Genomic DNA, 12,237 nt, shown 5'->3' with positions numbered 1-12,237 from the left:
GATGAATGATAATCAATATGTAATATTTACTCTTGAAGACGAATATTATGCTATAAAGATAGACACTGTTGAAACAATAGAAAGAGATAATGCCATAACAAGAGTACCAAGAACTCCGAATTATGTTGCAGGTGTTATTAACCTTAGAGGGGAAATTGTTCCTATTATAGACTTACGATTGAGGTTAAGTCTTCCTAAAAAACAAATGGATTCTGAAAGTAGAATAATTGTAAATAAGATGGATGATATGATGATAGGATATATAGTGGATTCCACTTATGAAGTAAAGGTCTTAGAACAATCTCAGATTGATTATTCAGCAAAAGAAGATTCTATAGATGAAACCTATGTTAGAGGAATTGCAAGGGATAATGATAGAATGATAATACTTCTAGATGTAGACAAGGTTTTAAGTAAATAGATTTTATAAGGAGTACGGGAAATGAATTTTACTATAGACAATATAAATAGTATGTGCTTAGATTTGCTTAAAGAGATAGGTAACATAGGCTCTGGGAATGCGGCTACTTCTTTGTCGCAGATGATTAACAAAAAAGTAGATATGCAGGTTCCAAATATTGAAGTCATTGATACTCAAAAAGTAGTAGAAATGTTTGAAGACCCTGAAGAAATTACTATAGGAGTATATATTAATTTCACTGGTGATATTCAAGGCACAATACTTACATTGTTGGATACTAAATCAGCTAACGTACTTATTAGAAGCCTACTTGGAACAGAAGTCCAAGGAAATGAATATGGAGAAATGGAAAGGTCTGTAATACAAGAGCTTGGAAATATAATGACAAGCGGATATGTAAATGCAATATCAATGTTTTCAAGCTTGTTTATGAATATTTCTATTCCATCGGTAAGTATAGATATGGTAAGCTCTATACTTAGTGTTCCTGCAGTTGAATATGGGATTGAGTCTGATAAACTGATTTTAATAGAGAATGTTTTAGATTTAGAAGGGGACGATGTTAACTGCTACTTCTTCTTTATGCCGGATTTAGACTCTTTTGAAAAATTATTTAGAATGTTGGGAGTTTTAAAGGATGAGTAATATACTTCGAGTAGGTATGGCAGATTATAAAATCGCAAAAGCTCCAGATGGTTTAATTACATTGGGATTAGGTTCTTGTGTTGGGGCTGTTATATTTGATGCAAGTAAAGGTATAGCAGGTATGGCGCACGTCATGCTACCATCAAGTTTAGAAATAAAAAACAATGCAAATAAATTAAAATTTGCTGATACTTGTATAGATTTAATGATGGAAGACCTTATTAAGGCAGGCGTTTCAAAGAGTTCTCTTAAAGCAAAGATAGCTGGAGGAGCTCAGATGTTTAGCGTTTCTTTAAAGACTGATAACCTTAACATCGGTACAAAGAATGTGGAGGCTGTTAAGGCTAAGCTAAAATCATTAAATATACCAATTGTTTCAGAAGATACGCTTGGAAATAGCGGTAGAACTATTACTTTTGATATTCCTTCATTGCAACTTCATATAAAAAGTATAGGAAAGGGAGAAAGTATAATATAAAAAAGAGTGGATTATATGAATCTTAAGATATTGAGACTTATCTATATAAATTATTTTGTACTTATGCTTTACACTATATATGGTGTAGTGACTAAAATTTCTTTATTAGAATATATTAAAACTCTTTTTATATGTATATTTTTTGTGAGTATTTTAGTTATATTGATAGGGTATATTTATGAGACAATATTTTTTGAAGAAAAAATAGTTGAAACTAAATCCACGTTTGAACAAAATGTTGGAGCAGATAATCAAGAGGACATTAAAAAGCTACTAGATGAGATGAGTCAACCAGAAGAACAAATACAAGAAAACAATGAGGCTAACTCAGATTTTGTGGTAAGTGAGGGAACTGAAAATTAAAATTCATTAACTAATAATTTGATTATTTATAAGCATCTATTTTAAGAAAATAGTTTATTAAATAGTGTCTATAATTAAATTTGCCTGCAAGAAATGACCATAAATGCCTAAAGGGAGTTAATGTCATGGATGGAAAAGAAGTAAATATTTGGGAAGTATATAATTTAGAAAAAGACCCTAATAAAAAACTGGAAGTTAGAAATTCAATTATTTCTAAGTATGTTAATCTAGTAAAAATAGTTTCCGGTAAACTATTTTCTTACTATGCTCAAAAGATAGAGTATGATGACCTTATGGGATATGGTGTAATAGGGCTTATAGATGCAATTGATAAATATGACTACAAAAAGCAAATTAAATTTGAAACCTATGCGTCTTTTAGAATTAGGGGTTCAATTATAGACCATGTAAGGAATCAAGATTGGATTCCAAGGTCTGTAAGACAAAAATCTAAAGCTGTAAATATGGCATTTCAAAAATTGGAAAATGAACTAGGAAGAGAAGCAACAGATGAAGAACTGGCAAACTATTTAGGTATAGAAGTTGAAGAAATTGATAAGTTGCTTGCTCAGACATCGTTTTATAATGTTGTTTCAATAGAAGAAGAATTCGCAGACAACTACAAGCTACAACTAATGGATGAGAAAAAAGAAAACTCACCTCAAGAAAGCTTGGAGTATAAAGATACGTTAAATGACCTTACAAAAGCTATTGATAAACTTAAACCAAAGGAAAAAACGATAATTAATCTTTACTATTATGAAAATCTTACTTATAAAGAGATATCAGAGATTGTCGGAGTCACAGAGTCTAGAATATCACAAATAGTCAGTTCGGCACTAGTCAAACTTAAGGATTATATGCAATAAAGGAGATAATTTATGAATTTTCAAATGGACAAAATTGAAAAGAAAGTCAATGGTTTCAATATGGCTCTTATAGTGGAAAAAGATTATCTTAAAGCATATATTTCTGTAAGTAAGCTTGACACTGAAGAGTCTGAACAAGTAGGAGAACCTGTTCAAGACTATGTTACCATGGATAACGTAATGATTTTTTTAAAGGAAAATGACATTAAGTATGGTCTTGATTTGCAGGTAATGGCATCAATGGTTGCTTCAAAAAAATTTGATGAACCGATACTTATAGCTCAGGCAACACTTCCTGTAGATGGAAAAGATGCGGTCATTAAATTTAATTTTGATTTGTCGAAAAATATAAACCTTGTGCAAGATGAAGATGGCAATATAGATTTTAAAGCATTAAACTGGTTTCAGCAGGCAAAGACTGGTGATGAAATTGCATATAAAATTCCGGCCGAAGAGGGAGTACCAGGTAAAAATGTTAAAGGTACAATGATTGTGCCTGCAGCAGGTAAGGATATCCAGTTTAAATATGGGAAAAATGTAGAAGTAAGTGAAGACGGTCTGAAATTAATAGCTAGCTCAGACGGTAGATTAGAATACATAGACGGAAAAATATCTGTAAACGAAATACTTGTTATTGATGGTGACGTTGATACAGGTGTAGGAAATATAGATTTTGTTGGAGGAGTAGTTGTCAAGGGCGATGTAAAATCCGGCTTTGGAATTAATGCTAAGGGGTCTCTTGAAGTAAATGGCGTAATTGAAGCGTGTAATATAAATGTTATGGGTGACTTGGTAGTAAAAGGCGGTATACAAGGCAGTGAGCTTGCTCAAATAGAAGTAAAGGGTTCTGTAATATGTAAATTCATTGAAAATGCAAATGTATTTTCCGGTCAAGATATAAAAACCGATTATATAATTCACTCAAGAGTTGTAGCTACAGGTAAGATAACATTAAACTCTAAAAAAAGTCTTATTGCTGGTGGAGAAATTATTGCAAAAGAAAGTATAATTGCATCAGTGGTTGGGTCAAGCATGGGTACTAAGACTAGCATTACACTTGGAATTGACGTTGAAAAAACAAGAGAATTGGAAAAACTGAAACAAGAATTGTCGGAAATCAATAAAGAAACAGCTATACTTACTCCAGCGATAAAATCAGGTAGTGAGATGCTACAAAAAGGTAGAATGGATTTAATCAAAAAAATTACTTTTACTAAATCTCTAAAAAAATATAACGAAAACATTAATAGAATTAAAGAGATACAAGATGAAATGCAACTAATACAAAGTAATATGAAACAGATTAAGTTTAGCTACTTGTCAGTTAGAAATAGCATATATCCAGGAGTGAAAATTACTATAGTTGATAACATAAGATATATTAAGGATATACATCATAGATGTAAAATATATCTTAAAGGCAATGAAATTGCAATAGAAGAAGGATAGTTAAATGAGTTCATATATTATTTTTGGAATTGCCATAGTTTCTTTGATTTCTTTATTTTTAGTGGTATTTATTTTTTATAAGATAAATTTTAAGAATAATAGCCAAGATATTACACAAGAAGTTAGGATAGATGCACAGTTGATGCTTTTTGAAAAAAAATTGCAGGAATTGGAAGAAAAAGTTGAGCTACTGACGCAAGTTGTTAATTCTATAGATGTTAGTAGCAATTGTGGACCTGTAGATGAAATATCACTATATACTAATAACGGCATGAGTGTTCAAGAAATGGCTAAAAAGATGAATAAGAGCGTCAAAGAAGTAGAACTTCTTTTGAAAATGCGAGGAAGATAGAAAATGGAAAATAAATCTAAAATTAATTTTATAATTGGAATTATTTTGGGTATAAATATATCAATTTTAGGATTATTATTTTATTTCTCAACCTCTAAGTCAATGGCTGTGTCAGAGGATGCTAGGGGACAAATTCAAGCACTTTCAGTAGAAAATACGGCTCTAAAGGCTCAATTGGAAAAACTTGCTAAACAAGAAGAAACTAAAGCTAAAGAAGATGAAACTATTAAAGCTAATCAGACTATTTCATTAGAAATTAGTAAGGACATGAGCTATAATGAAATTGCAGATTTATTGGTAGATAATAATGTATATCCTTATAAAAATGATTTGATAATGATTTTTGAGTTATTAAATTTTGACAGGTACAATGTTTCGATTGTTCTTCAAAAGTATGGTATAATTAATAATTCAAAAGAACTAAATGCGGCACTTAAAAGCATTGAGTCACGTTCTTCAGCCGTATCGGAAGCTCTTTATGCCAGTAAGCTAATCCAAGACAAAAAGTCATTTATGAAGTTAATCTATCTTGGAAACTTGAACACTAAGATTAAATTTGGACAAAAACAGTTTAAAACAGGCTCATCTTTAAGAGAAGTTTGTGACGTATTAATGCAGTAGGAAATGGAAAGATTGGAGATATACAAAATGGATATGTTGTTTGCTAGACAACCTATATTTAATACTCAAAACAAAGTGATTGCGTATGAGTTACTATATCGAAATGAGCAAGAAGGCGATAGTAGCAACATAGAAAAGACTATGGATGTTTTGACAAACTTTAATACTTTTTATAGCGACTCTAAAGAGACAGGTAGAAAAAAATTTTTTTTAAACTTTGACAAGGATTTGCTACTTGATAATATCGTAGATGTATTATCCCCTAAAGAGCACGTTATAGAAATATTAGAGAGTGTAAAAGAAGAAAAAATAGTCATTGATAGGATATTAAAGCTAAAACAATTAGGCTTTAAATTTGCAGTCGATGATTACACTATGGATTATAAATGTGAACAGTTTATAGACCTAGCTGATATAATAAAGGTGGATTTTATCCAAAATAGTGTTGATGAAATTATAAAATTGTCTACTAGAGAAAAATTTAAAGATAAGATTTTGCTTGCAGAAAAAGTAGAAAATGAAAATATGCATTATTTGGCGACAAAGTTAAACTATAAATTTTTCCAAGGATATTATTATGCAAGACCTATAGTGCATAAGGGGAATTATATATCAGTAAATATTAAGTCGTGTCTTAATATTTTAAAGGAGTTAAGTAGCTCTAAAATAAATTCGGACGATTCAATAGATATGGTAGATTTGCTCAAGGTTTCTAAATTGATTGAAAAAGACCCTGCACTCACATATAAAATTATCAGGATAGCAAATTCTCAAAGGGTAAATCTTTTTGTTAAAATAGATTCTATAAATACAGCAGTAACATTATTAGGCTATAAAAAGCTTAGCAAGTGGATAAAAATAATAATGTTTCAGGATGCTAAGGTTAGGGGTAATAAGAAAAAAGCTCTAAACGTTGAAGTCATGAAAACTATCGTGGTAAGGACTATTTTCATGGAAAATCTTTTAAAGGATAATCCTAGACTAAAAGATTTACTTGGTGAAACTATACTTGCATCTATGATAGATATGTTTGATATTTTGTTTGATATGACTATGAAAGAGGTAGTAGAGTCTCTTGAACTTTCAAATCAAATAGCTGGAGCTGTTTTAAACGGAGAAGGACCTATTCATAATTTATTAGAGATCGTTAAGAGTTATGAAAACGGTGATTGGGATAAATTTAAAAAGCTATGTGATTTAAATAATCTGAATTATGAAAGCATCGCAGCTATATATCTAAATGCTGTGCAAGCAAGTCAAGAAATAATGGATGAATTAGGAGACTAAAATAAAGTAAAATTATAGCTGATTTCATGAGAAATCAGCTTTTTTGTTAAGGAGGAATTTATGAGTTTTGCGTTTGCAGGAATGTGTTTACAAAATAGTAGAGAATTTGACTTAAACAGCATATTTTTTACACTAAAAAACGTATGGAATATAAAAGTCAATGCAGATAGTGATGGATATACTGAAGAACCTTATTTGGTAAAGTTTAAGATTAATGATACAACATTTATTGTAAAATACGTTGACTTTCAAGTACCTATTGAAGAGGTTAAAGTTAAATCTGTAATGTCTGAGATGGATGAGGAGTTTACCAATTTGGCGATAAATCATATTTCGCATGTGGCTGTTGGGGCAGTAACAGAAGCTAATCCGGTAGAGACTGCATCAGATTTTTGTAAAGTAGTGTCTAGTGTATTATCAGAGCCTTATTCAATAGGTGTTATGACCCCAAGTAAGATAATAGACTCAAACACATTTGTGCAAGAGACTATGTTTTTAAAACAGGATTATCTACCAATATATAATTTGATAAATGTGTCATATAAAGAAGATAAAAGCGGGATTAGTGCATTTACTACCGGACTGAAGGATTTTGGCAAGCCTGAAATGGAAATTTTGGATAGTGACAAGGATATTGATACAGTGCAGATGAGATTATATAATATAGCTTATTATATAATAGATAATGACAAGGAGCTAATAGATGGGGAGACGCTGACATTGCAGGAGCAAGATGAGGATGGAAATACATCTAACGTTAAATTTGATGTGGAATATAACGATGGCGTAAATATAAAGGGCAAAACCGTAAAAGTCTATGAGCTGTAGTAAAATAAATTCAAACATAGAAATTTATGTATTTAAAAAGGAAGAAGTATATTTTGATAGTTATATATCTAGGGTATTTCATATTTTCTAAATTTTAGAAATATACTTTAATTAGGTTGATTTTTATGGTTAATTTGAGTATAATGTATCAAAAGTATGTAAAAATTACAAATAAATAAAGTGAGGGATTTTATTTTTTAAATTTTTCCTTAATGCCTTTAAATTTTCAGTAAGGGGTTTTTGTACACTTCAATATAGGCTAGGAATGACAAAAGTATAAAAGACTATAATTTTTCACAAGTACATATGCACTTTTTTGTAACTGATTAAACACAAAAAAATTTGTGATTGTCTTTTATAACAGTTGGTATAGCTATAAAAAGAAAAGATATGAAATCCAAAGGCTAAAATTGTTATGCGTTTCGTACAAACAAAAATTTAAAAGGAGTGATAAATTTTGGCAGTAAATGATTTTTATAACTCAATTCTTGAAAATTTGTATGAGGGAATATATTTTGTAGATGTGGATAGGACAATCACTTTTTGGAATAAAGGTGCTGAATTAATAACGGGGTTTTATTCAGACGAAATAATTGGTAAGCATTGCAATGATAATATATTAAATCATGTAGATGAGAATGGAAATAAACTTTGTTTGTCAGGGTGTCCACTTCATAAGTCTTTGATGGATGGAGAAGAAAGAAACGCTGTGGTTTTTCTACATCATAAGGATGGGCATAGAGTTAAAATTCATACTAATATTACTCCTTTGGTAGAAAATGGTAAGATTATAGGCGGGATAGAAGTTTTTAGAGAAATTTCTGAAAATAAACCGTTGATGATGGAAGAAAAAGAAAGCTATAGTGAAGAAGAATTAAAGGTGATTGCTTTACACGACCAGCTTACCGGTATTCCTAACAGAAGGTATGCTGAAAGCTTTTTGAATGCAAAAATAAATGAATATAAGGACTTAGGGATTGCTTTAGGTGTAATTTTTGGTGACATAGATAACTTTGGAAACTTTAATAATACTTATGGGCATGAGCTGGGAGATAAAGTTTTAAAGACAGTTTCAAATACTATGTTAAACGCTATAAGAAAAAACGATTTAATAGGTAGATGGGGCGGAGAGGAATTTTTAGTAATTCTTCCTGCAATAGACTATGATGAATTAGAAAAAAATGCTGAAAAGATAAGGATGCTTGTAGAAAACTCCATTTTAAGAGAAAATGGAGCTGAACTTCACATTACTATATCTCTTGGTGCAACTATGATAAAAAAAGAGGATTATTTACAATCCTTAGTTAAAAGAGCTGATGACCTTATGTATGAGTCTAAAAAAAGTGGGAAAAATAGAGTTACTATGGGGTAAATTAAGCGTTTGTTTATAAATTATCCAATAATATATGAATTCATATATTATTGGATAATTTTTTTAATATAGTTTGAAGATAAAATAACGTTTTTTCTTTAAAAAAATTTTTTACATAAATTTGATGAGATTTAGCAAATAGTGCATGACTTTAGAAAAAAGTCAATATTGACTTTAAAAAAATAATTGTTAAAATATATTGTAGTTCACAAGATATAGTATATATTTTTGAACTAATCACAAAATATAGTTTTTATATTACATATTTGGGTAAAATGTGTATTGGTCTAATTTTATATCATATTATTTAATTTAACGTAAGGAATTGAATTTTGGGCGGGGGTAAGAATGAACATCAAAGTAATAAAAAGAAATGGCAATGAAGTTTTATTCGACAAAATGAGAATAGTAAGAGCCATTGAAAAAGCGATGAAGTACGGTAGCGGAATTTATTCTTATAGTACAGCAATGGATGTTGCCAATGAAATTTATGATGAGTGTGTTGATGATGCAGTCACTACAATATCTATTTTTACAATAGAAGATAAAGTATTTAACAAGCTTATTGCACACGGTCAAAATACTACAGCACAGGCTTATGAGGCATATAAGGCTGTAAGGAAATTCCAAAGGGAAAACAACACCACAGACGAAAACATAATGACCTTGGTAGACAGGACAAATGAGGCTGTAATTACAGAAAATTCAAATAAAGACGCTATACTTAATTCTACACAAAGAGACCTCTTAGCCGGTGAAATTAGCAAAGACATAGCTATGAGAAAAATTATACCGGCACATCTAGTGCAAGCACACAAAAATGGGTCAATTCATATTCATGATATGGACTATATATTGCAACCAATGACAAACTGTTGCCTAATTAACATAGGAGATATGTTTGAAAACGGTACAGTTATAAATAAAAAGCAAATCCAAAAGCCAAAATCCTTTCAAGTTGCCTGCACAGTATTGACACAAATTATTGCACAAATAGCCAGTAACCAATACGGTGGACAATCGGTTGACCTAAAGCATTTGGCACAATTTGTACCAATTTCTTATCAAAAATACTATAATCAAGTAATCGAAGAAGTGCAAGACGAAGAGGTTGCCAGCAGACTTGCAGAAAAATTGACTAAAAAAGAGCTGAAATCCGGTATACAAACCATACAATATCAGGTAAATACACTACTTACTACTAATGGACAAGCGCCGTTTGTAACAATGTTTATGAACCTAAAAGAAGGTATGCCATATGAAAAAGAAATGGCAATGATAGTAGAAGAAGTATTAAAGCAAAGAATTGAAGGGATAGAAAATGCCTCAGGAGTGAAAATAACTCCATCCTTCCCTAAGCTAGTATATGTGCTTAACGAAAGCACTACAAAGGGAGGCAAATATTATTACATTACAAAGCTTGCCGCTCAGTGCACAGCAAAAAGAATGTATCCTGATTATATCAGCGAAAAGAAAATGTCTGAAATTTATGAGGGAAACTGTTTCTCACCAATGGGATGCAGAAGCTTTTTACCAGCTTACAAGGATGAAAAAGGCGAATATAAATTTGAAGGTAGATTAAATATAGGAGTTCAGACAATAAACCTACCACAAGTAGCAATACTTGCTGAAAAAGATAAAGATAAATTCTACAGCATATTAGACGAAAGACTGAACCTAATAAAAGAAATGGGACTTTTAAGATATAATTTGCTTAAAAATCAGCCTTCAGATGTATCACCAATCCACTGGCAGTACGGCGGACTTGCTAGACTTGACCAAGGAGAAAAAATAGGTAAATTATTCTTAGACGGCTATGCGACCGTATCAGTAGGTTATATAGGACTGCATGAAACGGTATACTCTATGCTTGGTGAGTCTATAACTACAAAAGAGGGTCATCAGTTTGCAGTAGATATACTAAACTTTATGAGAGAAAGAGCAAACCAGTGGAAAAGAGAAACAAGACTTGCCTTTACCCTTTACGGCACACCGGGAGAGTCTACAGCGGGCAGACTATGTGAGATAGACCAAAAGAACTTTGGTATAATAGAAGGGGTTACAGACAGAGGATATTATACAAATTCTTATCATGTAACACCATCAGAAGAAATAGACGCCTTTAACAAGCTAAAATTAGAGGCAGAATTTCAGACAATATCCACAGGAGGAAGTATATCCTATATAGAAATACCAAATATGACAAATAACACGCAAGTAATTGAAACAGTAATAGATTTCATGTATAACAACATAACCTATGCAGAATTCAACACTAAATCAGACTATTGTCAAGTATGTGGCTATGATGGCGAAATAATTATAAATGACGACCTTGAATGGGAATGTCCACAGTGCCACAACAAGGATATGCAAAAAATGAATGTAGTCAGACGTACTTGCGGATATTTGGGAGAAAATTTTTGGTCGAAAGGAAGGACAAAGGATATTAAAGATAGAGTATTACATCTATAAAATATCCTTAGATAAAAATGAATTATGCACAAATAAGACACTATGACACAGCAAACGGTACAGGCATTAGGACTACGTTATTTGTAAGTGGTTGTACGCATAATTGTTATAATTGCTTTAATAAAGAATATCAAAATTTTGCCTACGGTAATGAGTTTACAGACAAGCAGATAGAGCAGATAATATCATACGTCAAAGAGGAAGTGGTAAGCGGACTTACAATCCTTGGAGGTGAGCCTTTACAGCAGGATATTGATACTATGATAGATTTTTTGAAAAAAGTAAGACAAGAGGTAGCCAAGCCTATATGGATTTATTCAGGTTACACCTACGAAGAGATAATAGCCGATGAAGATAAAAAAAGGATACTTCCTTATTTTGATATACTTGTAGATGGCAGGTTTGTGGAAAAGCTTAAAAATTTAAAATTAAAATTTAGAGGTTCATCAAATCAGAGAATAATAGATGTAAAAAAATCCATAGAGCAAAATGAAATAGTAGACATTTCTGATAAGCTATAGTCAAAATATTACAATAAAAAGCTTGATTTTAATAAGCACTTATTAAAATCAAGCTTTTTCATGTATAAGTTTATTGATTAAATTTACAAAATAGAGCTGACAGGGGAAAACATAACTTGTTTTTTGATAGGCAGTATATGAGCCATTTCAAACGTATCCGGAGGTACGGACTTACCGAAAATAAAACCTTGAATTTCATCGCAGCCAAGATTTTCTAAGTCTTGGTTCATTTTTTGTTCTCTTTTTAGCATCATTGCCTGTAGCATATTTGACCTAATGTTGTTAGTTAAACCCCAGTTGAACAAAATCAGCAATAAAGAAAAAGCAAAGGCATCAAATAAAAATAATATTGTGATATAAAATTTGTATTCTTTGCGATTTTTGTATACGCTAATTATAAAAAATGAAGCAAAAAGACCAGCTAAAAAAGATAATATGTTACTGTATAAATCATTTTTTTGGGTAACAGAAATAAAATAGCTAAAAATAGAGCCCACAAGATTAATATTTTAATTAATCTTTTATAAGATTTTATCAACGTACGTTCTTCCTCTCA

The 12,237-nt window shown here is 31.0% G+C and carries 14 protein-coding genes; 13 read left to right on the top strand and 1 reads right to left on the bottom strand.

Annotation, left to right across the window (positions count from 1 at the left end; translation table 11 throughout):
* The first annotated feature begins 1 nt into the window (after nucleotide 1).
* From BBG48_RS03795 to nrdG, 13 genes are all read left to right on the top strand, one after another.
* Complete coding sequence (locus tag BBG48_RS03795; protein WP_068911388.1) at nucleotides 2-421, top strand: chemotaxis protein CheW; 420 nt, start codon at nucleotides 2-4, stop codon at nucleotides 419-421.
* A gap of 21 nt (nucleotides 422-442) precedes the next feature.
* Nucleotides 443-1,066 carry a chemotaxis protein CheC gene (locus BBG48_RS03790; RefSeq protein WP_068911386.1) on the top strand — a complete coding sequence of 208 codons (624 nt, stop codon included), beginning with the start codon at nucleotides 443-445 and terminating at the stop codon, nucleotides 1,064-1,066.
* Nucleotides 1,059-1,544, top strand: coding sequence for a chemotaxis protein CheD (locus BBG48_RS03785; protein WP_068911384.1), 486 nt, complete (start codon nucleotides 1,059-1,061; stop codon nucleotides 1,542-1,544). Before BBG48_RS03790 ends, BBG48_RS03785 begins: the two co-directional genes overlap by 8 nt.
* Before the next feature lie 15 nt (nucleotides 1,545-1,559).
* Nucleotides 1,560-1,907, top strand: a complete 348-nt coding sequence (locus BBG48_RS03780) for a hypothetical protein (protein WP_068911382.1) — start codon at nucleotides 1,560-1,562, stop codon at nucleotides 1,905-1,907.
* 125 nt (nucleotides 1,908-2,032) lie between these two features.
* A complete protein-coding gene (locus BBG48_RS03775; protein WP_068911380.1) occupies nucleotides 2,033-2,776 on the top strand; it encodes a sigma-70 family RNA polymerase sigma factor in 744 nt (247 codons plus the stop codon).
* Nucleotides 2,777-2,788: 12 nt separating this feature from the next.
* Complete coding sequence (locus tag BBG48_RS03770) at nucleotides 2,789-4,225, top strand: DUF342 domain-containing protein (RefSeq protein WP_068911379.1); 1,437 nt, start codon at nucleotides 2,789-2,791, stop codon at nucleotides 4,223-4,225.
* Between the two features lie 4 nt (nucleotides 4,226-4,229).
* Nucleotides 4,230-4,577 carry a hypothetical protein gene (locus tag BBG48_RS03765; RefSeq protein WP_068911376.1) on the top strand — a complete coding sequence of 116 codons (348 nt, stop codon included), beginning with the start codon at nucleotides 4,230-4,232 and terminating at the stop codon, nucleotides 4,575-4,577.
* A 3-nt stretch (nucleotides 4,578-4,580) separates the two neighbouring features.
* Nucleotides 4,581-5,198: a hypothetical protein gene (locus tag BBG48_RS03760; protein WP_068911375.1), complete on the top strand. Its 618-nt coding sequence runs from the start codon at nucleotides 4,581-4,583 to the stop codon at nucleotides 5,196-5,198.
* 27 nt (nucleotides 5,199-5,225) lie between these two features.
* A complete protein-coding gene (locus tag BBG48_RS03755) occupies nucleotides 5,226-6,485 on the top strand; it encodes an EAL and HDOD domain-containing protein (RefSeq protein ID WP_068911373.1) in 1,260 nt (419 codons plus the stop codon).
* A gap of 60 nt (nucleotides 6,486-6,545) precedes the next feature.
* On the top strand, nucleotides 6,546-7,313 hold the full coding sequence (locus BBG48_RS03750; RefSeq protein ID WP_068911371.1) for a DUF4261 domain-containing protein: 768 nt from the start codon (nucleotides 6,546-6,548) through the stop codon (nucleotides 7,311-7,313).
* A 457-nt stretch (nucleotides 7,314-7,770) separates the two neighbouring features.
* Nucleotides 7,771-8,685, top strand: coding sequence for a sensor domain-containing diguanylate cyclase (locus BBG48_RS03745; RefSeq protein ID WP_199560377.1), 915 nt, complete (start codon nucleotides 7,771-7,773; stop codon nucleotides 8,683-8,685).
* Nucleotides 8,686-9,033: 348 nt separating this feature from the next.
* Nucleotides 9,034-11,160, top strand: a complete 2,127-nt coding sequence (gene nrdD, locus BBG48_RS03740; RefSeq protein ID WP_068911366.1) for an anaerobic ribonucleoside-triphosphate reductase — start codon at nucleotides 9,034-9,036, stop codon at nucleotides 11,158-11,160.
* 17 nt (nucleotides 11,161-11,177) lie between these two features.
* Nucleotides 11,178-11,681, top strand: a complete 504-nt coding sequence (gene nrdG, locus BBG48_RS03735) for an anaerobic ribonucleoside-triphosphate reductase activating protein (protein WP_068911364.1) — start codon at nucleotides 11,178-11,180, stop codon at nucleotides 11,679-11,681.
* A gap of 83 nt (nucleotides 11,682-11,764) precedes the next feature.
* Here nrdG and BBG48_RS10885 read toward each other — a convergent pair whose 3' ends face one another.
* A complete protein-coding gene (locus tag BBG48_RS10885; protein WP_147292825.1) occupies nucleotides 11,765-11,947 on the bottom strand; it encodes a hypothetical protein in 183 nt (60 codons plus the stop codon).
* Between the last annotated feature and the right edge of the window lie 290 nt (nucleotides 11,948-12,237).

The sequence above is a fragment of the Criibacterium bergeronii genome, assembly GCF_001693775.2.
Lineage (GTDB): Bacteria > Bacillota > Clostridia > Peptostreptococcales > Filifactoraceae > Peptoanaerobacter > Peptoanaerobacter bergeronii.
The sequence above is the reverse complement of the archived record's forward strand: the minus strand, read 5'-3'. Positions and strand labels throughout refer to the sequence as shown.